The following is a 25,176-nucleotide window of genomic DNA, read 5'->3' as shown; positions in this document are numbered from 1 at the left end:
GAGGGTCGGCGCGGCCATGCTTGCGCGGGTTTCTGTCCACGGGCAATTGAGGGAGTCTTGGGTGAGCCTGGCCGACGTTAGCCGTCGCCGCGTGGTGACCCGGGAACGGCCGCACCCGTTGCGGCGGCGGCCGACCGTTTCCGTCGTGGTTCCCTGTTACAACTACGGCCGTTATCTCCCAGCCTGTGTGCAGAGCATCCTCACGCAGGAGGACGTGGACGTCGATGTACTGATCGTCGATGACGCCTCGCCCGACGGCAGCGTCGAGGTGGCCCGCGAGATCGCCGTGGATCCGCGGGTCCAGGTGATCGAGCATGTCGTCAATCAGGGCCACATCGCCACGTACAACGAGGGTTTGGCGAAGGCGACCGGCGACTATCTCGTCCTGCTCTCCGCGGACGACCTGCTGACGCCGGGTTCACTGGCGAGGGCCACCGCGCTGCTGGAGGCGCATCCGGAGGTCGGGTTCGTCTACGGCTTCTCCGCGGCGTTCAACGACCGCACCCCGACGCCGCGGACCCGGGTAACGTCGTGGACGATCTGGACCGGCGAACAGTGGCTGCGGGAAAACTGCGAGCGGGCCACCAACCCGGTCTCGACGCCCGAGGTGGTCATGCGGGCGAGCGTCATGCACGACCTCAAGGGCTACGACGCCCGGGTGCCACACGCTGCGGACTTCCTGCTCTGGCTGCGGGCCGCCGCCCGCGCCCACGTCGGCCGGGTCAATGGCGTCGACCAGGCCTTCTACCGCGTCCACGGTGCCAACATGCACGTCCAGGAGTTCGGTGGCATGGTCCGGGACATCACCGAGCGCAACAGCGTCTTCGAGATCGTCTTCACCGAAGAGGGCGACCGGGTCGAGCCGGTGCGCCACCTGCACGAGGCGGCCAAGGCCGCGCTCGCCCGGACGGCGTTGTCCATCGCGTGCCGGGCCTCCGAGCTGGATGACGGCGATGACGAGTTGCCCGAACGGTTGGCGACGCTGGCCGAGGGCATCGACGCCGAGGTGCGGGGGTCACGGCTCTGGCAGCGTTACGAACGGAACGTCAGCGGCGGACGACGGCCCGAGCGCCCGTCCCGGCTGCGGCTGCTGGCCGACCGGGTCGATCGCCGGGTGCGGTGGGGCTGGTGGCGTTGGCGGGGCATCCGGGTCTGACCGGCGCGGCGAACAAGCACAAGCACAAGGGTGAAGGGGCGACTGACGGCATGTCGGCGATTTCGGAGAGCGCGGGTGACGTCGGCGTGGCCGAACTCCCGTCGGGCGTGCGATCGCGCACACCCACCACAGCGGATGGCTCCGGCCGGGCGCAACGGGCTGGCGCGGAGGACGTCCTTGTCCTGGCCGGCCTGACCAAGGTGTACGAACCGACGCCACGGTGGATGCGGGTCCTGGCGCGGACGCACATCAAGTCCGACGTCATCGCGCTCGACGGCGTCGACCTGACCGTGCGCGCAGGCGAGATCTGCGCGATCGTCGGCCCGAACGGCGCCGGGAAGACCACCCTGTTCCGGATCATCGTCGGCCTGACCACGGCGACGCGCGGCACCGGCACTCTCCTCGGGCTCGACGTCGGACGGGACTCGGAGCAGATCCGCCAGGTCGTCGGCTGGATGCCGGCGGACGACCGGAGCCTGCTCATGCGGGCGACCGCCCGGGAGAACCTGCACATGCACGGCCGGCTGCAGGGCATGTCATCGCGGTCGATGGCGACCCGGATCCCCGAGGTCCTGGCGACAGTGGACCTCGAGTCTCGGGTCGACACGGTCGTCGCCGGCCTGTCGGCCGGCATGAAAGCCCGGCTGAGACTGGCGCGCGCGCTGCTGCCCGGCCCCCGGGTGCTCATCCTCGACGAGCCGACCGGGGCGGTGGATCCGATCGCCGCGCACGGGCTCCTCGGGTTGATCACCGATCTCGTCCAGCGGGAGCGACTCGCGGTGCTGATCTCGTCGCACCGCCTCGAAGAGATCGAGGCGCTGCGCTCCGAGGCCCTGCTGCTCGACAAGGGTCGGGTCAAGTACTTCGGTGACCTGGACAGCCTGCGGGAGCAGTGGGAGCGCCCGCAACTCGAGTTGGTCTTCGCCTCGGCCGGCGCAGCCGACCAGGCGGCTGCGGATCTGACGTCGCTGGGGCTGGAGCTCACCATCGACGGTGCCACCGTCCGGTGTTGGCTCAAGGTCCGCGATGGAGCGGGTGACGTGCTGGCGGCGCTCGGTGCGACCGCCCGGCACGTCCGGCACGTCCGCGAGATCCCGATGCCACTGCGGGACCTCATCGCTCGCGCCTACCGTCACGATCAGACCGCAGAAAGCAGAGCGATATGAGCTTGGCCTATACCGCTCCGATCGGCCGCCGTGGGCTCTGGCGCAAATCGCTCGACACCTGTGCGGCCTACATCCGCATCGACCTGGTGGAAGAGCGGATGTTCCCGGCCACCACCATCCTGCGGTACGCCGCGGTGGTCTTTCCCGTGCTGCTCTACTTCTTCCAGGGCACGTTCCTGAATGCCACCGACGCGTTCGCTTTCATGCTCATCGGCGCGAGTGTCACCGCGGGCTTTCAGGACGCGCTGACCGCCCTGACAAACCGGCTCCAGTTCGCGCAGGAACGCGGCACGCTCGAGACCTATCTGGTGGAGCCCGTGCCGTGGGCGCTGATCCCGATCGCGATGAACATCTGGCGCAGCGTCACTGGCACGGTGATGGCGGCATTCATGATCGCGTTCGGCAGCCTGTTGGGTGCCCAGATCGAATGGCGGTCCATCCCCCTCGCGCTGCTGGTGTTCCTGGTCGGGATAGCCGCCTGCAACGCCGTCGGCACCCTCGCCGCCAGCTTCATCATCCTGTTCAAGCGCGGCGAGCCAGTCATCATGCTCTACAGCCTGGCCGCGGGGGTGCTCGGCGGCACCCTCTTCCCGATCAGCGTCCTGCCGGACTGGATCCGCTGGGTCAGCTACCTCGTGCCGCACTCGTACGTCATCTCGGCCGAGCGGCAGTTGCTCATGAGCGACCCGCCGGCCGAGGGCCTGTCCCCGCTGACGTCGTTGGCGATCCTGGCCGGGTTCAGTGTGATCATGTTCGCGATTGGCCTGACCGTCTTCGACCGCTCTCTCAAACTCGCCCGCAAGCTCGGCATCTTGAGCATCTGAGGGCGGCGGACGATGGGCCTCGAGGAACAGGCACGGCGGGCGTACCGGGTCTATCAGCAGTATCGGCAGCACGGGCCGCCCAAGATCCGGGTGCGGGAGAAGTCTTCCGCGGCACCGACCATCTACTACCTGGCCCGCGACTACAACAAGCCCTCCGGCGGCATCCGTACCCTCTATCGACACGTCGATGTGCTCAACGAGGCCGGGGTCGCCGCCGCGGTGCTGCACGAGCGGCGCGGCTTCCGGTGCAGTTGGTTCCCTCATCAAACCCGGGTCACCGATGTGAAATCGAGCCCGCTCGGACCCGACGATCTCCTCGTGGTGCCCGAGACCGACGCCCGGCTGCTGTCCCGGCTGCCGGCGAGCGTGCGGCACGTCGTCTTCAACCAGAGTGGGCACCTCACCTGGAACGTGGACGCCGAGACGGTCACGCGGCACTACCTGGGCAGCCCCGCTCTGCTCGGCGTCATGGTGGTCTCGGAGCACAGCCAGGACCTCCTCGAATACGCGTTCCGCAAGCCGATCCACCGGGTCCGGTTGAGCGTCGACGCGGCGCTGTTCCACCCACCCGAGCGGGCCAACGGACGTGTGATCAGCTACATGCCGCGGCGCGGGCGGGCGGACGCCGAGAACGTCCTGCATGTGCTGCGGGCTCGGAGCGCGCTGGCCGGGTGGACCATCGATGCGGTGGATGGTGTCTCTCAGGAGGAGGTCGCCCGCCGGCTGCGCGCTTCGACGATCTTCTTGAGCTCCTGCTATCAGGAGGGTTTCGGGCTACCGGCGGTCGAGGCCATGGCGTCCGGAAACTATGTGATCGGTTTTGACGGTTTCGGTGGTCGGGAGTTCTTCGACCCCACCTTCAGCCAGCCGGTTCCCACCGGTGACCTGCTGGGGATGAGTCGCACATTGGAGGAATGCCTGATCCGGGAGGCCGAGCAGCCCGGCTGGTGCTGGTCGCGAGGGGTGGAGGCGGCGCGGCACGTGCGGGCCGAGTATTCGGCCGAACGGGAGAGCGCCAGCATCCTGGCGTTCTTCAAAGAGATCGGCCACCGCTACTGACGGTGCCAGTGGCCACCCGACACGGGCTGGACCGCTGCGTGGCCGTCGGGATTCCGGCTCCACCACAGTGGGGCCGGAATCCCGACGATCGACTGCTGGTCCGTCAGGGCGTCACGGTGTGATCTTGTAGATGTGGTACGCGGACTCCCGGGCGAACGTGTCCTGCAACGCGCCACCGCTGATCGGCACCGTGCGGTTCTCGAACAGCACCTCGGCCCGCGTCCCCTTCATTCCCGGCGGAAGCGTCAGAGCCTGGGAGCCCGTGCCGCCGGTCCGGCCCGGCATCGCGAAGATGTAGTACGAATTCCCGGACGCCTTGAGCATCGTGTCGAGGTTCGCGTTGAACCGCCACTCGTACGACTGGGTGTTCAGCACGGGCGCCAGGGAAGTCACCCGCCGGTTCAACTCGGTCACCACCGGTCGGACCGCAGCGCCACAGCGATCGCGCAGCACGTGCTGCGAGAGGCAGGACCCACCGAAGTTGTGGTTGAAGTACTGGATGCCCCGCGCCTCGTGGATCAGCGAGTTCATCACCGCGCCGGCGATCTGGTCACCGGTGATGGTCGGTGCGCCGTTCTCGGTGAACGGGTGCCCCACTTCCACGAAGGCGAAGATCGGCTGACGCTTGCCGTCGGCCCCGTCGAGCTGGCGCATCCGATCCATGGTCCGGCCGTAGTTTGCGGCGCGCCGGCAGTTTTCCGGCCGTACACCAATGCCAGGCCCCTCGGAGGGGGACACGCAGACGCCCGGATCGGTGTACCAGTAGATGTCGTTGGAGACCACGCTGGTGTAGCCGTTGACGAAACGGCCCGCCTCGGCATCGGTCTCCCAGAACATGACGCCCTTGCCGTAGTTGGCGTAGCGTAGCCGCCCGTCGGCAGGGAAGCGCTTGAGCATCGCTTCCTGGATCGTGTATCCACAGCGACCGTTGGCAGGTTGGCAGACTGCTCCCTGGCCGGGGTGGTTGCCGGTCCAGGCAGAACTGCCCGGGCCGCCCCACATGTCGACCTCGTCGGACAGCGACCAGCCGACGGTCGACGGACCGACGTGCTGGCTGTTGCCCCCTATCACGCTCATCCCGGCGTTCTCGATGAGCCGCAGGTTGCTGTTGTCAGTTGGTGCCACGTACGTGTTGAGTCCTGCGCTCTTGTCCAGGCCCGTGTCACGCGCCTCGATCACGCTCTCCTGCCACACGCCGATCGGGAAGAAAGCCGGGTTGGTCCAGCCCGCCGTCCGGGCGACCGGGTAGGCCCCGTAGTAGGCGGGACCGCCCTCCCAGGCAATACGGGGCAGGGCCAACGGATTGGCCGCCGTCGCCGTCGGGCTGGGCGTCGGGACCGGAGTCGGAGGGCGCGTCGGAGAGGGAGACGCCGAAGGGGTACGGGTCGGCGTCGTGGTCGGACCGGCAGTGGCAGTCGGTGAGGTCGAGCCACCTGCGGCGGGAACGAAGACGACATCTGCCCAGTAGTTGCTCGCCTTCCAGGTCGACGTGGGGAAGCCCTCGCTGCCGTACAGGTAGACCCCGGCGCTGCCAACCGTGGACAGCGGACCGGACTTGACCGTGCGATTGAAGAACTCCTGCGTCGCCCGGTACCGAGAAGTGTGGTACGAGACGACGTACTCCTGGCCAGCCTTGATCGAAACCGGCGTCGGGAGCTTCACCTCCTGCCAGCCCGAGCTCGACTCTCTGGTCGAGGTCGCCGTCGCCAGCTTCTGGCCTGCCGTCGACCAGACGTTGACCGGGTGCGAAGTTCCGGATCCGTTCGCCTTCAGAAACCGGACGGCGGTCAGCGTCCCGTTGCTGCTCGACGTGAGGCGCAGGCCGAGCTCGACGGACTGGGTATCGGAATCGGTCGGCACGTCCGAGACGTCCGTCCCGGTGAAGAAGGAATAGGTTGCGGGTTGGCTGGTCGCTGCCCGAGCGGCGATGACCGTTGCCGAGGCCAAGATGACCAGGGCCGCGGCGATGGTGAAGATCAAGCGCCCGCGACGCGGGCGGAGCCCCGGTGGCGGCGAGGCGGCGCCGCCGTGCGGGCGGGGGGCCAGAGGAGCGGGCGGATGCTGGCTTTCCACGAGACTTGGCACCTTTCGGATTAGATCTCTTACTGCCGCCACCCCGCTTGGTCGAAGTGGAAACCCCTCCCCAGTACGACTTGGCTGACGTGGAGAGCTGCTGCACCCGTCAGTCATCGCTGTCTGGGCTAACGAGAAGCAGCAGCTGATCAGGTACGGCCCTCCGCGAGACTTAATGGATACTTGAGAATGGGCGCCCAAATCGTCCCGAATGCCCATCCGCCGCCGTACCGGCCAAGCGACAGCCATCCGCCGAGCGAGGGGTCATCGCCGGAGTTGGGGCGCCTCCTGCCGCCCCCAGCCGGAGCGGACACTCCACCCTGGCGAGCGCCTCTTCGCCTCGGCCAGCAGGATGATCGTGACGTAGCAGGCCGCCTCCGGCAGCAGCCAGGGCGACCGGAGCAGAACGTGCCGCAGCCAGGACCAGGAACTCGGACCGGGCACCGGGTCGGCCGGCAGCCCGTACTCCGGCGGGGCGGAGCGGACGAAGCGCCAGAACTGCGCGTTGCCCTCCCGCGCGCGGGCCACCCGGCGAATGAGATCCCCCGTTCGCTGCGGCGCGCGTACGCGGACCACCGCCTCGATTTCCACCTTTTCGTCCGCGCCGACCACCGCGTCGAGGAACATGTCGTCGGCCGTGATGTCGGGGATCCGAACGAATCGGGACCTCCCCTCGGCGGAGAGCGCGATGATCCCACGCCCGAAGAGGCGGTTGCGGAACACCGGCAGTCTGGCGTTGATCGCGTAGTAGGCGCGGACGGGCCAGGTGCTACCCGAGGTGTCGATCAGTGGCCGGGGCACCGCGGCGACGACTCCGGGCTGGCTGACGGTGGCGGCGAGCTGGCGTAACAATTCGGCCGTGACGGGCACGTCGGCGTCCACATAAATGCGAACCTCGCCGCTTACTGCCTGGTCAGCGGCGTTCAATGCGGCGGCTTTGGACGGCGTCGAAATTTCCACGACGTGTACGCCAAAAGAACGAGCGACTGCGGCAGTGTCGTCGGTGCATCCATTCGCGGCGACGACGACCTCCAGGTCCGCACTGAATTGTGGAGATGCGAGCAGGTGCCCCAGGACACCACCGATCCCGGCCGCTTCATTGAACGCGGGCATGATGACACTAATTCGCACGCATCGATGCTCCCAGCCGAGAGGCGAACCAACAACCGGTCGAATGGCCTAGGGTTGTCTCACGGAAGCCCACAGATGCTGCCCGTTTGATGCCTTGCCTCCGCACACGGCGTCGGTAGATTGCTTTCCCATGCCCTCCCATGCGCACGGTTCTCGTGTCGGAAGTCGGGTCAACGTCTACGGAATCGACTTCGACCCAATAGAGGAGAATGACGTAATTCGACATGTCGTCAACGAACTTGCCGCGGGTCGGGGCGGACAAATCGTCACCCCCAATGTGGACATTCTTCGTAGAGCTCGCCGAGATCAGGAATCACGGGCACACGTCGAATCGGCGAGCCTCGTCGTGGCCGACGGCAAACCGCTGGTGTGGGCCAGCCACATCGCCGGGCGACCGCTGCCGGCCCGGGTTCCCGGCTCGGACCTGATCTGGAGCCTGTCAGCAGCGCTGGCCGAGCAGAAACGCTCGATCTACCTGATGGGCGGCGCACCGAGCACCCCGAGCCGCGCGGAACAGGTCATGCGGTCCCGCATCCCGCAGTTGCGGATCGCCGGACACCTCAGCCCGCCGTTTGGCTTCGACACCCGACCCGACCAGTTCGAGGCGGTCTGCGCCAGCGTGGTGGCGACGCGACCGGACCTGGTGTTCGTCGGGCTCGGCTTTCCCAAGCAGGAACGGGTGATCGCCCGGCTGCGTCCCCTGTTGCCCAGTTCCTGGTTCCTGGGCTGTGGTGCTGCCATCGGCTTCGTCGCGGGCGCGCACCGACGAGCCCCACAGTGGATGCAAGCGTCCGGACTCGAGTGGGCGCACCGCTTGGCCAGCGAGCCGGCGCGGCTGATGCGCCGGTACCTCGTACACGATCTCCCGTTCGCGCTGGAACTGCTGGCGGTAAGCGCCCGACAGCGGTTCCGGCTCCGGCGCGAAGCCCACACGGACCGGATCGCGACTGGCACGGAGCCCTTCCCCACCGACGGGTCCGAGCACCGGCTGCCGATCCAGGCCGGAGATCCGCTGTGAGCCGCCCCGACGTCTCGGTCGTCATCGTTTCGTACAACACCCGCGACCTGACCCTGCGCTGTCTACGGGAACTCGTCGACAGCCGCACCCCGGACGTCCGGTTCGACATCACCGTCGTCGACAACGCCTCGCTCGACAGCTCCGCCGACGCCATAGCCAAGCGCTTCCCCGAGGTGCGGCTGATCCGACTGGCCGAGAACGTGGGCTGGGGCCGTGCCGTCAACCGGGGCGCGGTCGTCAGCGACGGCGAGTACCTGCTGTTGCTCAACCCGGACACTGTTCCGGTCGGCCACCCGGTCACCGAGCTCCTCACGTTCGCTCGACGGCGGCCGGCTCACCGCGTCTATACCGGACGGACGTTGCACGCCAACGGCACGGATGACGGCTATTCCTGCTGGGGGATGCCGAGCCTGTGGAGCCATTTCACCTTCGCCACCGGCTTGTCGACCCTCTTCTCCCGCTACCACTGGGCAAATCCCGAGGGCCTGCCTCGGTACGACCGGCAGTCAGTACGCGAAGTACCGGCGGTGTCCGGCTGCCTCATGCTCATCGAACGGGATCTGTTCTACCAACTTGGCGGCTTCGACCCGCAGTTCTTCCTGTACAGCGATGACATCGATCTGGCGTCTCGGGTCGCCGCCCTGGGTGCTCGGCCGATCCTCAACCCTGACGCCGCCGTGATCCATGTCGGTGGCGCGTCGTCGAGTTCGGAGGGGCAGCGGGTGAAGATCCTCCGGGGCAAGGTCACCTATGTCTGCCGCCACTGGTCACCGCCACGGGCCCGGCTCGGCATCGGTCTGCTGGCCGTCGGTGTCGGGCTGCGTGCCGTCGGCAAGACACTGCTCGCCGCCGACCGGTCCCGTGGCGTCGACTGGGTGTCAGTCTGGCGGCAACGCCACGTCTGGTCGGCGGGCTGGCCGCCAGTTGACGAGCCCCGGCCGCCGCAGGACCCGAGCGCTGTGCCACCGCCTCCGGCCGACTCGGTCAGTGTCGTCGGATAGCGATGATCGATTTGGTCATGCCCAACAGACGCTCGTTGCGAATGGTGGCGTCCGGAAACAGATACCGGAATTCAGCGCGACCAATCAGATCGGTCGTCAGGACCTGCCTCATGGCGGCCTCGTAGGACTTGCCCGGCGCATAGGCGAGGGGCCACTTGCGCGCCATCACCACCCGCGCCGACACCGGCAGGAACTGCATTCCCGGTGCCACCCAGTGTGGCTCGACCGGGAAGTACCGATACGGCGTCTGCACCCAGTACGCCCGCCCCAACTCACGGACCGCCTCCGCCATCCGGCGGCGACGCTCGTGGCCGCCCACGTGCTCCAGGACGCTGTTGCTGAAGACGAGGTCATACGAGCGGCGCCGGATGCTCTGGGGCAGCTCGCAGGCATCGGCGTGGTCAGCCTCGGCCCAGGCAGGCAGATCCGCGGGCAGCGGCTCCAGGTTGACCACGTGCACGTGTGCCGGCCGGACGGGGACTCGCGCCCAACTTTCCACCCGGCCGCCCAGGTCGAGGACGGTCATGTCCGCCAGGTTCGGGAACGTGTCCGACAGCCAAGCCGCGCGCCGCGCCCGCCGTTTCGCGCCCAGTGAGGTCGGTGAGTCGACGAGACGGAACCTGAGCGCATGAAGTCCCACGAAGATTCATCCTTTGCTCTGCTGATGTCGTCACGATCTGCTGGTGCCGTCAAGAACCGAGAGGTTGCCTCGGTCAGATGCCCCGACCCCGCAGGTGGAGTCTGCGCAGCACCGTTTCGGCGCGGATGACCCTCCCGGCCACCGCCAGCGCCAGGTATGCGCGCGGCTCGCGCGGGTTGTACCGAAAGGCGTGCCGAGCCCAGCGCATCGCCCCCCGTCGGTCGCCGGAAGCGGCGCGGGCGAAGGCGATCTGCCCCGAGACCCGCGCGGCGCCGGCTGGCTGGGTGCCGAACTCGGGATGGCGCTCCAACAGCCACTGCAACGCCTCGGAGATGGTGTCCCAGCGCTGCGCGAAGTAGGACCGTTTGTGCCAGCGCACCAGCACGTACGGCGTGCGCAGGTTGACCAACGGCGCGCTGCGCGCCGCGCGGAGCAGGAAATCATAGTCCTCCGCGTAGCTGCCAGGAATCGCCTCGTCGACCAACCCGAACCCGGCGCGCAGCGGGGCGGCGCGGATCAGGAACGTGGACGGGTGCAGCTCGGTCATCCTGTCCCGAAGCAGGTCCGCGAGGGTGACCGAGTCCCTGGCCAGCACTCGGTCGACAGTGTTGCCGTCGTAACTGACCCGGATGCCGCAGCTGATGAACTCCGCCTCGGGGGCAGCGGTGAGGGCCTCGATCTGGGCCCGTAGCTTGCCGGGCAGCCACTCGTCGTCGTCATCACAGAAGGCGACGAACTCCCCGGTAGCGGCGAGGGTCCCCGAGTTGCGCGCGCCGGCCAGACCGGGAGTCCGCTCGTTACGGATCACTCGGACCTGGCGGTCCAGGCGAGACAGCTCCGTCAGCGAATGATCCGGTTCCGACTGGTCGTGGACCACCACCACCTCGACTGGGCCAGGATAGTCCTGGTCGAGGATGGCGCGCACCGCGGCCCGCAGCAGTTCCGGACGGTCCCGGGTGGGCACCACCGTGCTCACGCTCGGGAGGCCGGTCATCGCCGCTCCCCGTTCCGGTCCGGCCGTACCCACAGCCGCCATCTCGGGCGCTGCCGATGTCCGGCCGAGGCGACCACCAGATCCTCCACGATTCTCCCGACCTGCTCGACCGCCGCCCGGCGTGCCTCGCACGCCTCCGGGTCGGTTGCGACGGCGAACCGGATCGGGTTGGCGAGCCCCGCAGTGAGCGCTTCGATCACCACCTCCCGGGTCTCGGCCAGCGCCACCATGCCGGCTGCGGCCAAGCGACGGGCAAAGAGTTGCTGGTGGTCGTCGACGTGCTCGCCTCGGGCAGGGTCACGGGGGATGACGATCGGCAGATGCCCCTGTCTGCGTGCTTCCAGGATGGTGGCCGGCCCGGCGTGACAGACCACCAGGTCGGCCTCGGCCATCGCGGTCTGCAGTTCGTCGTGGCTGAGGAAGGTCACCGCCCCGGGGACCGCAGGTGCGCGGGTGTGCCCGTGCTGAACGGTCAGGCCGACGTCCTCGCCCACGCCGCGGTGCCAATCCACCAGCCAGCGGATCAGGCGGTCGAAGGGGTGCTTGTCGGTGCCGACGGCGACCAGCACCCGGGCCTGGACGACGTCACCCGAGCGGCGCGATCGAGGCATCCCGGTGCTGGACGCCGGTCGAGGTCGACCCGCTGTGAGCGAGCGTACGGGGACGGTGCCGCTGCTCTCGGCGCTCACAACAGGGTCCCCACGACGGTGGCCTCCGGGTACTGCCGCCGCTGCTCATCCCACTGCACGAGCATCGCGGAGAGGAAGGGCCGGCAGAGCCGGGCGGTCAGGGTCGCGGTGTCGATGCGGTCGTACACCTCGATGTAGACGGTTGGAACACGCAAGAGCCGGGCCAGCAGCACGAACGGGACGGCCACTCCGGCTCCTGTGGTCACCACCGCGGCGACCCGGCGCGACCGCAGCACCCGCCAGGCGAGGATGGTGTTTCGCAACAGGTTCGGCACGTTGCGGGTGGTTGGATGGTGCGCCCGGACCATTTCCTCGCCGGCGAGTAGCGAGACCGCCTCAGGGGTGTCGAAGGTGACCCAGCAACGCCCCCAGCGTTCGTACCACGGACGCAGGGCGAGCAGTTGGGCCAGATGGCCGCCACTGGAGCTCACCAGGAGCAGGACGCCGAGATCGTTGGCATTCTCAATTGTCGTGTCCACGCGACTCCCCACAAGTTCGCTTGGAATTTCGGTGGCAGCCATGCAACAGCACATCACACGTCCCCAGTCGGTGAATAGAGCGATCACAAGACCCGTAGATCTTCAATAAGACGGAACAGGCCAGATGGACGCAATCACCCGCATCGACGACCGTCATAACTTGAAACTTCTTGCTCACATTTCGGGGCGATGATGGACCGGGCGCCGCTGATCTTGACGGGTCAGCCGCTGAGCCGTTTCTCGATGACGCCCAGCAGCGCGGGGTGCAGCGCGGCATTCCAGCCCGCGCCTGCGTCGGCGAGCCGCCAGACACGCAGCCACAGCTCCAGAAGGTAGGCGTCAGCCACCAAACCTCGGGCCGCCGGCCCAAGCCCCAGCTCGGCGCCGTACCGGTCAAGGTGGGCGTCGACCGCCAGGGCCGCCGCGACGGCTGGCTCGTCCCGGAGCACCAGTGCCCGCTGAAACGCGTCGTGTGCCAGATCGAAGCCGAGCGGGACGCTCGGCCCGCTGTGCTCCCAGTCCCAGGCCACCAGGCGGCCCGCGTGCACCCCCAGGTTCCACGGCACCCAGTCGCCGTGCCAGTGCCCGAACTCGACAGCCGTGCCATCGTGCCGGCGCGTCAACGCGGTGACGGCGGCGACCGCCCGAGCGCCGTCCGGTGAACCGGCAGCGGCGCGCTCCGCCTCGACGGTGAGCCGGACCAGGAACGGCGACCCGTTGAGCTGTCGCGGTGGCTCCGGAGGGCTGCCCCGACGGGCTACCGCCAACAATGCGGCGACTCGCGGGGGTGCACCGGCCGCCACCCCCCGTACGGCCGGTGGCAACGGCTCGACGAGCGCGACCACCTGCCCCCCGGCGGCCGTCTCGGCGAGCAACCGGGGTGCCACCGGGTGGTCGGGCACGCCGGTCACCGTCCCCAGTTCGCGCAGGGCCGCCGCCTCGGCGGTCACCAGTGCCCGGGTGGCGACGTTCCAGCCGACCTTCGCGTACCCGAGGGCGCGACCGTCCGGAGCAAACAGTTGGAGAGTCGGCTTGTGGTTCGGGTCCGGCGGGCGAACTCCGCAGGCCGCGTACACCGAAGACCCGCCGAGTACGGCGCCCAGCTGCCCGGCCAGCAGTACCTCGTCGGCCGCAACCTCTACGGGTAGCGACACGGTGAGCCGGGGGAACGGCGCCAGGTCAATCGCGCCAACCCGGGCCAGCACTCCCAGCACGGCCCGCACCGCCCGCACTTTCCGCGGGCGCAGCGCGTTGTACGCCAGCAGTGAGGCGGCCGTGGCGCGCGGCGCGCCGAGCGGCAGCAGAAACCGCGCCCGAGCCAGCGACGGGACGACCGCGTAATGGGCGGCGGCGCGGTGCCCGGACGGCGGTGGACCGCCCACGGTGAGTGCAATGCGCTCGTCGCCGAACACCGCCCGGGTGACCCAGCCCAGTCCGTCCCTGCGCGAACGGGGGTCGCTAGAGACGGTTGGTCGCGCCGTCATGGTGCCTGGTCCGGCCAGTCGAGGTCCAACCCCAGCCGCTGCCGTAAGGCCTCGTTGTAAGGTCGGAAGTAGTCGGTCAACTCCGCTCGCACGTCCGGCTGCAGCGGCGCCGACCGGCGATCGTTGTAGACCTTGAAGGTCGGCAGGTCGTGCGCGGGCAACCCCAGGAATTCCACCGTCCTGCGGTAGGCGCCCCGGGCGTCGCGGTAGAGGTCCTCGCTGGGCAGGAACAGGATCTGGTCACGGTCGAACCGGTCCAGCCATGGCTCCAGGTGCTCCAGGTAGCGCCCCCGGGCACGGTACGTATACCAATCGTAGGGCTCGCTGAACGACTCCGGCTCGACCATCAGTCGCTCCCGCTCCCCCGCCGTCCGCTCCTCCTCGGCGGCCAGCGCGTCGGCGAAGTCCAGCGGCTCGATGCCGTGCGTCCGCCGTTCCTTCCAGTGCGAGTACGCCCGCTCCACCGGGTCACGCAGTAACACGATCACCTTCACCGTGGGCATCAGCGCGGCGACCCGCTGCGCGGCGAGGGGATGGAACATGTAGAGCGGAGCGGCCTCACCAACGCGTACCGGGCCGCCGTGCCGACTCTCCAGCGTCGCCCGCTGCCGGGACGTCGGGAAGTGCGAGCGGTACCATGCCTCGCCCCGGTGCCAGTTCTCCTCGAAGTAGTGCGAAGTCTTGGTGTTCCAGCCAGGGAAGAGGCGCGGCACCAGCGGGTGCTCGATCAGGTAGTTCCACAGTGAGGTGGTGCCGCCCCGTTTGGTGCCGATGATGAGGAAGTCCGGCAACGGCCGCCGATCGCTGGTGCGCACGCCGTAGTCGACCAGAGAGTCCTTCACCCGGTTGGTCACCTGGCTCGGCACCAGCTGCTTCACCCGGTCGCGGATGGACAGCACCGTCGCCTCACCTGCCCTTCATCGACGTGGAGGTGGCACCGGGGGCTGCCGATGCCGACCCCGCTTCGACACGGAGTTGCCTCATGGTCACCTGGATGAACCGTCGCAGGTGGGGCACCGTCAACATGCCGACGCAGCCGGCAACCAGCACGCTCAGCGCCACCACCAGGCCGGGAATCCCCCGACCGCCCGCGAGCACGCCGGCCAGGGCCGCGACTCCCACCCCGACGACCACCCCAGCCGCCGCGCGCAGCAGCACCGCGTCGACCAGCGGCTGGCCCAGCACCGCACGAGCACAGCCGAACGCGGTCAGGTTTTCGGTGACGATGCCGGCCGCCCAGGCGACCGCGGCGCCGGTCACGCCGTACCCCGGGATCAGCCACAGCCCGAAAGTGACGGTGAGCAGCAGCCCGGCCACCGTCGCGGTCAGGTGCAGGCCGCTGCGACCGCCCATCAGCAGCAGGCTCTGCACGTTTCCCACACCGGTGTTGACCAGCATGGCCAGGGCCAGCACGGTCATCGCGGTGGTGCCGACGGTGAACTCGGGCCCGAAGAGCCGCAGGAACGCGAGCGCGAACACCGCAAGCAGCAGGTAGACCGGCCACGACAGCACCAGCGCCCAGGTGGTCAGTTGCCGGTGCACCGTCGCCGCGGCGGCCCGCTCGCCGCGCCCCAGCAGCCGGGACAGCTGCGGCGACACCGCGACCCGCAGCCCCTGCATGGCCAACTGTCCGGCCAGGATGTAGCGACCGACCGCGCCGAACACGCCAGCGTCGGCCGGCCCGGCAAGAACCGAGGTGAGCAGTACGCCCACCCAGACCGCGCTCGCGTCGATTGCGGCGGACGCGGCACGCGGCAGCGCGAATCTCCAGAACGTCGACCAGTCGGCCCGCTCGGGGCGCAGTGCAGCACCCCGGCCGACACCGAGCGGACCCGCCACCAGCGCCAGGCAGACAACGACGGCGATCGCCACCGGGACCAGCCAACCGGCCATACCGACGAACACACCACCGCCGGCAACGGCCGCCACACCGACCAGCACCGGTCGGGCGACCGGCACCAGGACCGACTGCACGCCTACGTACGCCACGATCGGCCGGACGCAGCGCACCACGGCGAGCAGAAGCGTCATCGCCACCACCAGCGGCACCGCCGCGAAGCTGGCCGCGATCAGGGGCTTGGCGCCGACACCCGAGTCCAGCAGTCGTGGCCCGAGCGCGTCCGCCGCGAAGACCCCGATGAGGCCGACGACGACCGCGACCACAAGCGGCGGTAGAAGCGCCACCGGGAGCACCCGCGCGGCGTCGCCTCGCCCGCCGAGACGCCGGCGAGGCAGTGTCCAGATGAGGCCGGTCTCCGCGCCCAGGGTGCACATGGCGGCGGTGACCGTGACGATGCCGATGGCGGCGAAGAACGCGCCCGAGCCGACCGTGCCGTAGCTGCGGGTGATGACGACCACCAGCAGAAAGCCGAAGAGACCATTGGCGGCGGCTCCGGCCAGACCCGCGAGACCCGTACGAGCGCTGCGCCGGGCCTCGGTCGCCCCGTCGATGGAGGATTCGTCGTAGCCGGCGTCGACGGCCGAGTGGGTGCCGGCTGTCATCCCGCGACGGCCTCGCCGAGGGAGGCGGGGTGCGCTCGGTCAACGCGCCGCAGGCCCGCTTCCCCTTCGGCGAGCGCCATCGCGACGGCGACCCCGAAGAACGCGACGGTGATGGTGGGGTCGGCCATGCCGTAGAACGGAACCTGCACCAGGCAGATCACCGGGACCACCGCCAGCCACTGACCGGGTGCCGAGCGGGCCCGCGCGCTCTTCAGGGTGACGACCACGAACCAGGCGAGGAAGCAGAGCAACGCCGGTATGCCGTGGCTGAACAACACCATCCAGAGCTGCCCCTGGGTGCCGACCGGAACCTCCGCCGTGACCGTGTCCACCGTGATGGGTGCGCCGTAACCGAGCCACGGCGAATCCCCGAGGCGGCGAATGACCTCGGCGTAGAGGGAGAGCCGGTCGGTGTTCGTGTCGGTCGACTCGACCCGATTGTTGATCAACTGAGCCACCGGGATCAACAGACTGGTGAGCCCTCCGATGACCAGGACCCCGCCGACCGACGCGCCCACCCGGGCGTTTCCCCGCAGCGCGGCCCGCACGCCGAGCACGGCCAGGCCCACACCGAGGCTCACGAACATGACCCGGTTCAGGGTGAGGAAGGTCGGCACCAGCGACAGCGGCAGCGACACGAGCAGTGCCCAACGGAGGAAACCACGACGGCGCAACATGGTGTACGCCACGACGCAGGGCAGCGTCATCGCGTACGCGCTTCCGTAGTTGTTGGTGTATGGGAACGGTGCCGCAGGACGGTAGATCGGGTTGGGCGACAGGTGGTTGTATTCGGCGGCGCTGATGTGGACCAGATCCTGCATGTACGGGTGGCCCGCAATGCCTGCGGGCAGCAGCATTTCCATCGGGGTGGTCAGCGCGAATCGCGGCGCCAGCACACCGAGCCAGCCCAACAGGACCAGACCGAACCAGAACGCGCAAATCGGCACGAGCGCCGCCGCCGGGTCGACTCGCTCCCTGGCATACACGTACGCGTACACGCCGACCACGAGCGCGGTGACGTAATAGCCCAGCCGCAGGCCGAAGGGAAGCAGCGAGACGGGCGAGGGTAGTCGAGTGGCGCTGAGGAGCACCAGGGCCAGAAACAGCAACCAGATGCCGGTGGCCGGAGGCAGTGGCACCCGACCCCGGACGATCAGCAACGCCAGCAGCACCGCGCCGAACAGAGGCCAGATCAGGTAGAACGCGCCGGCCAGCCACCACAGCGGGACCAGACCGAACATGATCAGCAGCGGCCAACGCGGCAGCCGCGGTGGCAACGGCGCCGCGATGGCCGACGGGTGCTCTCCATCCGGCTCGCTGGTGGCCAGGGCGAGAGTGACAGACACCGTCAGCCCCGGCTGCTGCGGGTGAGCACAAAACCCAACGGGGTGACCCCAGCTGCGCGAAGCCGTTCCGCGAGGCGGCGCAAGTCGCTCTGCCGGGTCCTGTCCTGTTCGACCACGACGACTGCGGTGCCCTGGCGGGCCGCCGCGACGCCACGCTCGTCGGCTTCGGAGGGTGGCGCGTTGAAGAGCACGACACCGCTGGCGGCACGCTGCCGCCACGTGCCGAAACGCACACCGCCAGCGCCCACCGGCACCTCCTCGGCGCTGTTTCCGACCGTCCTCCTGCCACTCTCGGTCGCGCTCAGGCTCGTTCGCGGGAGGGTCAGGGTGGAATCCGGGTCCTTCGACGGATGACTGGCGACCGGGTAGGGGGACGGACGGCGGGCGGGGACCTGGTCGGTGCCCTTGTTGCCGCTGACCGAATCGGCGCCTCGGGGCTTCGGGACGAGTGGACGGACCGAGTTGACCAGTGCGGGCAGTTGTTCCCGGCCTGCCAGCACCGCAGCCCGCAGTGTCTCCAGGCGACCGCTGTCGTCGGCCACGTAGACGTCCCGACCGGGCGCGGCGAGCGCGACCGCCAGACCCGCGGTGATGGCGTTCGGGTCCTCACGCGTGGTCAGCAGCGCCACCCGGGCCGGCTCACGAACCCGCTCAGCGATCGCCATCGCCACGTAGCGGATGTCGGCGTCCACCGCCTCCCTCCGACCGCGGAACAGGTGGCCACGCACGGTGCCGAGCAGCGGCAGGCCGGTGACGTCCCGTCCGTCGTGAACCGATCGGACCCGGCGGTCCGCGGACTCCCAGGCGAACGCCAGAACCACGCCCAGCAGTACACCGCCGAAAAGCCCGGCCAGCAGGTAGAGCAGGACATTGCCGCCGGAGGTGACCAGGACATTCTCCGCGCTCTGCGTAATCCAGCCCGGGTTGACATCGACCGCTGCGATCTCTGTCCGAGACGACTTCAACTGGGTCAGCTGATTGTTGCTTCCGCCTAGTTCGGCGATTGCGGCGTCCAGCGAACCCTCCTTCGCGGTCGCGATCCGCCGCTGCAACGCCTCCCGCTGCTTGTCCACCTCGACGATGCTCTCGTCGTACCGCTTCAACATCTCGGCCCGCTGCTTCTCATACATCGTCCGTCGTACGTCGAGGTAGGTCTGCGCGGCAAGGTTGACGTTGCGCACGGCGTCGTCGACGGAGCGGCCGGTGTAGGAGAAGCGGAGGATCTGCCCGCCGGTGGGCACCTCCACCTCGAGGGCGTCCCGCACCTCCCGCGGGTCCCCACCCTCGGACGCCAGCCGTTGCACGACCTCGGTCCCGGTGGCGATGCCGCCCTCCACGTTCATGTTCACCGCCCGGTCGGCGGCGGCGCCGCTCGGGGTGAACGCGTCGGTGACGACCGGGCGTACCGCCACCACGGCGCTCGCGGTGACTGCGGCGGGCTTGAGCAGGACATACCCGAGGGCGGCGAGGAGGCCAACGGCGGCGACCGCCCCCACCAGCCGGATCCGATGTGCCGGGACGCGGAGCAGGTCTGTCAGGGTGACTGTCCGGGCCAGCGTGCCCCCACCGCCGAATGCGTCGGCGGACCAGGAACCGGGTGGTGCATCAGCCATGTAATTTCACCGTCTGTTTGTGAGTCGCCTGGACGGAACGACGCCTGCGGCAGGCACCGTGCATCCCCCTGTGACGCTTCGGGCCAGCGACGTGGTCCGCCGCCGGCCGACCGTGATCGATCGATTCTCTGTGACGACAAAGCCTGCCGTCACTGCACGGAGAAGAAAGTCCGTGGTGTCGACCAGGTCAGTCCTCCGCTCGCCGGAGCGATCACCGTGCTGGTCGCGGCGTCGACGGCCAGGCCGGCCGTGGGATCGAACGACACGCTCCGCAACGTTCCGTCGCTCCCGCCGTACACGATCCGGCCGCTGACCCAGGCCATGCCTCGCACCGACGACCAAGTGATGCCCGTGGTGGGAAGGCTGAACTCGGTGGCGCCCAGATAGTTGCCGTCGATCTCGAAGTAACGGTAGTAGAGCGCGTTGGCACCGCTGCGGGTGTAGTACAACCGGCCGTCAAGGTAGAACGCGCCGGTCATGCCGGCCGCGTTGAACCAGTCGTTGAACCCCGACGACTCCCAGGGAACGCCGATGGCGCCGCCGTTGAACATCGAGACGTCGATCCGACTGCCGGTGGGGGTGCCGGCCACCGTGTGCGCCCAATAGATGCGGTCGCTCACCCGCCAGGTGGCGCCGGCGTTCGTGTAGTTGGGCTGGCTGACCGTCGTGGGGGCACCGACACTCGCGCCGTTGAACGAAGCCTTGGCCAGCTGGCCCTCGCCGGTGCCGAGGTAGAGATTGCCGGTGGTCGCGGTTGGCGGATTCTTCGGGGCGAAGGTGCGACCGCCGGCGAGCGGGAACATGCCGAGCCGGCCGTGGTATTCGCTGCCCATTCCGTCGGAGTTGTGCCCGAAGTAGAGCCCGTCGCTGCCCCGCCAGAGAACGGGGACCTGCGAGCCCCAGTTACTGGTGCCGGCCGGCATGGACGCGCTGCCGCGGCGGCCGGGATTCCAGGCGACCGGCAGGCCGGTCGCCGGGGTGACGGCGGCGATACCGAGACGATCGATCGCACCGTTGCCGGCCGCGTCGCTGGCATTCGGATTGTTCAGCCAACGGAAGTGCCCGCCCAGGTAAATGACGTTGTCGGCCACCTCCACGGAGGTGATGGTGTCGTTGCCGGTGTAGTCGACCCAGGTGCCGAGCTGGCCGCTGCCCCGGTTTGCGGTCTCGAAGCGGATCAGTGCGTCGCAGTAGGCGGCCGGCCAACCGGCGCCACCGTTGGTGCCGACGACGAACCAGCTGCCGTCCGCGCCGAACTTCAGGTCCTGGACGTAGTGCACGAAGGTCGCGGGCGCCGCGCAGGGTGCGACGAACTTCTCGGTGCTCCAGTCCAGCAGCGTGGGCGTGCCCGAGAGGTCGATCATCGCCATCTGGTTGCGGGACAGTCCGTTCACGAGGGTGAAGTTGCCACCGGCGATCATGGTTTGCCCGTTCGGAGTGACATCGATGGTCCAGCCGTACGAGCCGGTGCCGTGCCGCCCGACAGTGGCGTTGATGTTGAAGGTCGGGTCGATAGCGCCGGTGCTGGCATTCAGCCGGCCCAGCCCGGAGTGCGCGGCGCCGTTCAACCAGTTGAAGGCGCCGGCGACATAGAGCCAGTTGTCGCGCAGCACCATGTCCCGGATCATGCCGCCGTCGGAGCGACCGACCCAGCTGTCGATGGTCGCCCCGGTCGTCGGGTCCAGTGCCACCAAATTCTTCCGGGAGACGCCGTTGACGGTCTTGAACCCGCCGCCGACGATGAGCGTGCCGTTCGGGCCGGCGAGCAGAGAGTTGACCGGGCCGTCGAGAGCCGGCAGGAACGTGGTCGACAGGGTTCCGCTGGTCCGGTCGTACGCGAAAAGGTAACTCTGGGTAAGCCAGGCCGCGGTGGCGTTCTGCCGAACCTCGGTGAAGCTGCCCCCCACGTACACCCGAGAGCCGACCTGCGCGAAGGCGCGGCTCTCGCCATCGCGGCCGTGCGGGGTGTTGTCGGCGGGATTGGTCGACACCAGGGTCGCCGTCTCGGGGGCCGGCACCACGGCGGCCGAGGCGGCGGTGGGAACCGTCACCACCGCGGCTACGGTCACCAGACCGACTGCCGCCACGCGGATACGACATCTCGCAGATCGCCGGAAGAGCGAAACTGTGGGCACGCTGCGCCTCCAAGTTAGACGAGAACCTGCGTAGCGTGCCCTGTCGATCACGCTTCGCGATATCCGCCGATTGGACCGTCGCTAGCCCAACGTGACGACCGGCTGCCGTTTCCGTGTCGGTTGTCAGACTCTCGCCGCATCCGGTGGTCGAGCGGCGATGCGACGAACGGGTCAGGCGGTGGTGGTGACCTCGACGGGTACCGCGCTCGCGGTCTGTGTAGGTGGACGCACCCGACCCTCGGCGACGAGCACGGTCAGTAGCATCACGCCGAGCAGCAGAGTGCCGAAGGTCCAGCCACCGATCACGTCCGTGAACCAGTGCTTCTCGGCATAGATCCGGGTGTAACCCTCCACGGAGGCCAGCACGGCCAGCGCGGTCGCGATGGCGATTCGGCCGCGTCGCGGAACGTTCCAGGTCAGCCCCGCCAGCACCGCGATGATGCCGAAGGTGAGCATGACCCGGGCGCAGCCGCCAGAGGGATAGGTGCCGACGTCAGTGGGTGGATGGCCCCGGTTCACGGTCGTCGCCAGGATCTGCTGGGTGTACTGCTCGACGACGAACTGCAACGGCATCGCGATCAGTGGGATCCACCAGCGGCGGCGGCGCCAGACGATGGCGAAGCCGACCGCCGCTACCACCGTCACCCACTTGAGCGGGTATCGGTCCCCGATCGCGGTGACGAAGGAGTTGATGTCGACCCACACTTCGACACGGCGGGCATGCACGTAGTCGAAGACCGGGTGATCGACGGCCGTCTCCAGTCTGGACAGCGCTTCACCGAGGGGCCAGCAGATCGTGACCACCGCCGCCGACCCGGCGAGCAGGACGACGAGAGCGGTCCCGAGTCGGCCGAGAGCCTCGGTGAGCCCGGCCACCGCGGCGCGCAGTCGCTCCACGGCCCGGCTCTCCAGTGCGGCCGGCACCCAACGGGTCGCCACCACGGGGACCAGGACGGCCGGCACCAGCACCGACAGTGCCCCCAGAACGTAGATCAGAACCACAGCCGGACACCACCAGACGACAATCGATTGGTGACACGCTAAGGGACCTGAAGGCCGCACCCGCGCGATCGAGTCGTCATCACGACAGTCGCGAAGCTCGACTGCCACCATTGGCCGGGGCGGACATGGCTGGTCGTCAGCGGCCGGCTGCGGTGGGCTGCCGCAGATACGGTTCCTGACCGGCCTGCGCAAAGCCCGCCACCGCCGAGGCGTCGTGGTTCATCGTCATGTCGCAGGTCGCCGTGCGGCTGGTCATGCCCGATGAGTTGAAGTAGATGGCGGCCCTGATCTTCGGGTGCGCCTTCAGCGCTGCCGGAAACTCCTGGAACCAGCGCTGCTTGGCAGCTGGGTCGGCGGAGTTGAAGTTGGTGCCGAACTCGGCGAGCATCCGGGGCTTGCCAGCGCCGATGCCGTTGTCGTCCAGCCAGTCGTAGAAACCGCCCACGGTCGTGCTCGGGCTCTTCCACACCGCGCTGCCGTTGCAGACGTGGAAGTTGTACGGGTCGTAGGCCACCCAGTCGACGTAGCGGTCACCGGGGTACAGGCCCGCGTACCGGGGGTAGTGGCCGGACCAGCCCATCATCGTCCAGACCCAGACCGCGTTGGTCGCGCCGGCCCTGGCGAACCGGTCATGGACGTAGCGCCAGGCGCGGACGAAGTCGGCGTCGCTCCCCTTCGCTGGCTCGTCCTCGGGCTCGTGGTCGAAGCCCATGAAGACCGGCACGCCGGCGGCGCGGATGCGGCCCGCGACCGCGTCGATGGTCTCGTCCTGCTGGCCACCGTAGACATCCGACCACTTCAGGGTGATGCCGGCAGAGAAGTCGCGCGACTCCCAGGCGAAGAACATCAACCGGCCCTCGCGCATCTGCTGCAGCTCGTACACGTCGGGGAAGGCTCCGTTGCTGCCGATGTTGGAGAAGTCGTGGTAGCGGTGCACGATGTCGAACGTGCGCCCGACCTGCGTCTCCACATCGGTCACGGCCTTACCGTGGTCCCAGCCGCCGGCCGCCCCGGCGGGTGAGTACATGCCCCACCAGGCGCCGCAGGAGGGGACGAGCTTGTCCGACACGTCCCCGCACCGGGCGGCCGGGAGGGTGCCGCTCGCACTCGGCGTCGCCGTTCGGGTCGGAGCGATGGTCGGCGACGGCCTCGGCGCGGCGGTGGTCGGCGAGGCGCTCGGCGACGGCGGTGGCGCGGGCCGGGTGGTCGTCACCGGCGACGGCCGGGCCCCGAGGTCGTAGCTGATCATCAGGCTGGGGCGTAGGTCCGGGTTGCGGTGGTCGACCGACGCCCAGTAGATCCGGCTGCCCAGACCAGTCTGGGCCAGCGCGACAGTCCAGGTGCCGTTGCCGGTGACCAGCGCGGAAATGTCCCACTCGTTGACGCCCTCGGACACACCGGTGACGCTGTCCAGCGCGGCACCGGACGACGCGAGAGCCGGCCGCGCCTCGCGGGCGCTCAGCGGCGAGGCGTGCGCCGTCACCGTGGCGGCGAACTGCTGCCAGGAGTGCACCCGCAGCGTCGCCCGGACGTTGACCGCAGCGGCCGGCACGGTGGTCACCGCGAACTCGATGACTGCCTCGCGGCCACCGCGCGGGTTGCCGTCGCAGCGCGTCGGGCAGGTGGCCAGCGTTGTCTTGGCGGCGTTGTCGCCGTCCTGCGACACAGCGGTCGCGGTGGTGTCCGCCGCCGCCCGGATGGACAGGTCATCGCTGGCCAGCAGCGGCATCATGGTCGCCACGATGCCGGCCACCAGCGTTCCGCCGACCACGCCGATGGCGATCGCCGTGCGCCGGGGTCCGGAGCGGAACCAGCTGGTGCGATGTAGTCCGTGCCTGGCCAAGGAAACTCCCTGCGTCTGCTTCCGTAACACTGAGCAGCGTATCGATGACTAGGCGGAGTCGCAGGCAGGACAATTTCCCGTAAGCGCGTCTTAACTCTCCGCTAAGGGAACCGCTGTGGTCGCCGTCCTCAACGCAATCCGCATCGCTTCGACCGGCGCGGCCACTCCGGTGAACTGCTCGAACTGCCCGACCGCCTGGGCCAGTAAAAGGTCCAAACCGGACACCACCCGCAGGCCGGCGGCGACGGCGGAGGCGGCCAGCGGGGTGGGCCACGGGTCGTAAAGCGCGTCGAAGAACACCGCGCCCGCTCGCCAGGCCACTGTGCCGGCCAAGGCGTCGGCGACACCCCTCGGCACGGTGGACACAACCACCTCACCGGCAGAGAGATGCCGATGCGCGTCGGCCCAGCCGGCGGGAGTGAGCTCGACGCCCAGAGCGCCCGCCACCGGCCGCAGCTCGTCGACCGCCGCCGCACGGCGGGCCACCACCGTCACCGAGGAGCAGGCCAGCTGGGCGGCGGCGGCCAGCGCGGCGCGGGCGGTGCCGCCCGCACCGAGCACCGTCACGGCAGCGCCGGCCACCACCCCGGCCGCGGTGAGCACCCGCACCATGCCGGCGACGTCGGTGTTGTCGGCAAACCAGGAGCCGTCCGGACGGCGTACCAACGTGTTGGCCGCGCCGACGGCGGCGGCGACCGGCGAGGCCTGCGCGGCCACGGCGAGCGCCGCCTCCTTGCCCGGCATGGTCACCGACAACCCGGCCCACTCCGGGCCCAGGCCGGCGACCAGATCCGGCAGCTCCGCCGCCGCGCACTCGATCCGGGTGTACGACCACCCGGTCAGACCGGCGGCGGCGTAACCGGCGGTGTGAATCACCGGGGAGAGGGAGTGCGCGATCGGTTTGCCCAGCACCGCGGCCCTACGGGTCGTATCGCCCGGGACCCCTGCCGTGTTCCGCATCACTCTCCGCCCTCCGCGATGTTCGGATCGACCCTACCCAGCACGCAGGCCACGCCACCAG

21 protein-coding genes are annotated in these 25,176 nt (G+C 69.1%); 6 read left to right on the top strand and 15 right to left on the bottom strand.

Features of this window, described 5'->3' with window-relative positions; translation table 11 throughout:
* Positions 1–16: 16 nt before the first annotated feature.
* Genes AC3CF1_RS31090 through AC3CF1_RS31075 form a run of 4 tightly spaced genes read left to right on the top strand, consistent with a single transcriptional unit; the run spans position 17 to position 4,205 of the window.
* Positions 17–1,156, top strand: a complete 1,140-nt coding sequence (locus AC3CF1_RS31090) for a glycosyltransferase family 2 protein (RefSeq protein ID WP_488451861.1) — start codon at positions 17–19, stop codon at positions 1,154–1,156.
* Positions 1,157–1,206: 50 nt separating this feature from the next.
* Positions 1,207–2,322 (top strand): ABC transporter ATP-binding protein, encoded by a 1,116-nt coding sequence (locus AC3CF1_RS31085; RefSeq protein WP_354983655.1) that lies wholly within the window; start codon positions 1,207–1,209, stop codon positions 2,320–2,322.
* Positions 2,319–3,146 carry an ABC transporter permease gene (locus tag AC3CF1_RS31080; protein WP_354983654.1) on the top strand — a complete coding sequence of 276 codons (828 nt, stop codon included), beginning with the start codon at positions 2,319–2,321 and terminating at the stop codon, positions 3,144–3,146. Before AC3CF1_RS31085 ends, AC3CF1_RS31080 begins: the two co-directional genes overlap by 4 nt.
* A 12-nt stretch (positions 3,147–3,158) precedes the next feature.
* The gene (locus AC3CF1_RS31075; RefSeq protein ID WP_354983653.1) at positions 3,159–4,205 is read left to right on the top strand and encodes a glycosyltransferase; all 1,047 of its coding nucleotides are present in this window, start codon (positions 3,159–3,161) and stop codon (positions 4,203–4,205) included.
* A gap of 111 nt (positions 4,206–4,316) precedes the next feature.
* Here AC3CF1_RS31075 and AC3CF1_RS31070 read toward each other — a convergent pair whose 3' ends face one another.
* Both AC3CF1_RS31070 and AC3CF1_RS31065 read right to left on the bottom strand, forming a co-directional pair.
* Positions 4,317–6,395: a DUF4082 domain-containing protein gene (locus tag AC3CF1_RS31070; protein WP_488451860.1), complete on the bottom strand. Its 2,079-nt coding sequence runs from the start codon at positions 6,393–6,395 to the stop codon at positions 4,317–4,319.
* 147 nt (positions 6,396–6,542) lie between these two features.
* The gene (locus AC3CF1_RS31065) at positions 6,543–7,409 is read right to left on the bottom strand and encodes a glycosyltransferase family 2 protein (protein WP_354983651.1); all 867 of its coding nucleotides are present in this window, start codon (positions 7,407–7,409) and stop codon (positions 6,543–6,545) included.
* Between the two features lie 130 nt (positions 7,410–7,539).
* Between AC3CF1_RS31065 and AC3CF1_RS31060 the strand changes: the two genes are divergently transcribed.
* Together AC3CF1_RS31060 and AC3CF1_RS31055 are read left to right on the top strand one after the other, a co-directional pair.
* On the top strand, positions 7,540–8,427 hold the full coding sequence (locus tag AC3CF1_RS31060; protein WP_354983650.1) for a WecB/TagA/CpsF family glycosyltransferase: 888 nt from the start codon (positions 7,540–7,542) through the stop codon (positions 8,425–8,427).
* On the top strand, positions 8,424–9,428 hold the full coding sequence (locus AC3CF1_RS31055) for a glycosyltransferase family 2 protein (protein ID WP_354983649.1): 1,005 nt from the start codon (positions 8,424–8,426) through the stop codon (positions 9,426–9,428). Before AC3CF1_RS31060 ends, AC3CF1_RS31055 begins: the two co-directional genes overlap by 4 nt.
* Here the strand turns inward: AC3CF1_RS31055 and AC3CF1_RS31050 are convergent.
* From AC3CF1_RS31050 to AC3CF1_RS30990, 13 genes are all read right to left on the bottom strand, one after another.
* Entirely contained in the window at positions 9,412–10,068 is a 657-nt protein-coding gene (locus AC3CF1_RS31050) for a class I SAM-dependent methyltransferase (protein ID WP_354983648.1), read from the bottom strand. The two genes, AC3CF1_RS31055 and AC3CF1_RS31050, sit on opposite strands and share 17 nt — an antisense overlap.
* Before the next feature lie 73 nt (positions 10,069–10,141).
* Complete coding sequence (locus AC3CF1_RS31045) at positions 10,142–11,062, bottom strand: glycosyltransferase (protein ID WP_354983647.1); 921 nt, start codon at positions 11,060–11,062, stop codon at positions 10,142–10,144.
* Positions 11,059–11,673, bottom strand: coding sequence for a glycosyltransferase (locus tag AC3CF1_RS31040; RefSeq protein ID WP_354983646.1), 615 nt, complete (start codon positions 11,671–11,673; stop codon positions 11,059–11,061). Before AC3CF1_RS31040 ends, AC3CF1_RS31045 begins: the two co-directional genes overlap by 4 nt.
* A 74-nt stretch (positions 11,674–11,747) precedes the next feature.
* Positions 11,748–12,230 carry a UDP-N-acetylglucosamine--LPS N-acetylglucosamine transferase gene (locus AC3CF1_RS31035; protein ID WP_354983645.1) on the bottom strand — a complete coding sequence of 161 codons (483 nt, stop codon included), beginning with the start codon at positions 12,228–12,230 and terminating at the stop codon, positions 11,748–11,750.
* A 221-nt stretch (positions 12,231–12,451) separates the two neighbouring features.
* Positions 12,452–13,714: a hypothetical protein gene (locus AC3CF1_RS31030; RefSeq protein ID WP_488451859.1), complete on the bottom strand. Its 1,263-nt coding sequence runs from the start codon at positions 13,712–13,714 to the stop codon at positions 12,452–12,454.
* Complete coding sequence (locus AC3CF1_RS31025; protein WP_354983643.1) at positions 13,711–14,613, bottom strand: sulfotransferase domain-containing protein; 903 nt, start codon at positions 14,611–14,613, stop codon at positions 13,711–13,713. The genes AC3CF1_RS31030 and AC3CF1_RS31025 overlap by 4 nt, the downstream gene beginning before the upstream one ends.
* Positions 14,614–14,620: 7 nt before the next feature.
* Entirely contained in the window at positions 14,621–16,216 is a 1,596-nt protein-coding gene (locus AC3CF1_RS31020) for a lipopolysaccharide biosynthesis protein (RefSeq protein WP_488451858.1), read from the bottom strand.
* On the bottom strand, positions 16,213–17,562 hold the full coding sequence (locus tag AC3CF1_RS31015) for an O-antigen ligase family protein (protein WP_435794872.1): 1,350 nt from the start codon (positions 17,560–17,562) through the stop codon (positions 16,213–16,215). Before AC3CF1_RS31015 ends, AC3CF1_RS31020 begins: the two co-directional genes overlap by 4 nt.
* Before the next feature lie 2 nt (positions 17,563–17,564).
* Positions 17,565–19,175 (bottom strand): lipopolysaccharide biosynthesis protein, encoded by a 1,611-nt coding sequence (locus AC3CF1_RS31010; protein WP_354983641.1) that lies wholly within the window; start codon positions 19,173–19,175, stop codon positions 17,565–17,567.
* A 149-nt stretch (positions 19,176–19,324) separates the two neighbouring features.
* On the bottom strand, positions 19,325–21,268 hold the full coding sequence (locus AC3CF1_RS31005) for a hypothetical protein (RefSeq protein ID WP_488452149.1): 1,944 nt from the start codon (positions 21,266–21,268) through the stop codon (positions 19,325–19,327).
* A gap of 213 nt (positions 21,269–21,481) precedes the next feature.
* Positions 21,482–22,312: a phosphatase PAP2 family protein gene (locus AC3CF1_RS31000; RefSeq protein WP_354983640.1), complete on the bottom strand. Its 831-nt coding sequence runs from the start codon at positions 22,310–22,312 to the stop codon at positions 21,482–21,484.
* Positions 22,313–22,448: 136 nt separating this feature from the next.
* Positions 22,449–24,155: a glycoside hydrolase gene (locus tag AC3CF1_RS30995; protein WP_488451857.1), complete on the bottom strand. Its 1,707-nt coding sequence runs from the start codon at positions 24,153–24,155 to the stop codon at positions 22,449–22,451.
* 90 nt (positions 24,156–24,245) lie between these two features.
* A complete protein-coding gene (locus AC3CF1_RS30990; protein WP_488451856.1) occupies positions 24,246–25,115 on the bottom strand; it encodes a shikimate dehydrogenase in 870 nt (289 codons plus the stop codon).
* Positions 25,116–25,176 lie beyond the last annotated feature (61 nt).

The sequence above is a fragment of the Micromonospora sp. MGP-C2 genome (assembly GCF_057766525.1).
Note: the sequence above shows the minus strand (reverse complement) of the source record. Positions and strands in the feature narration are given on the sequence as shown.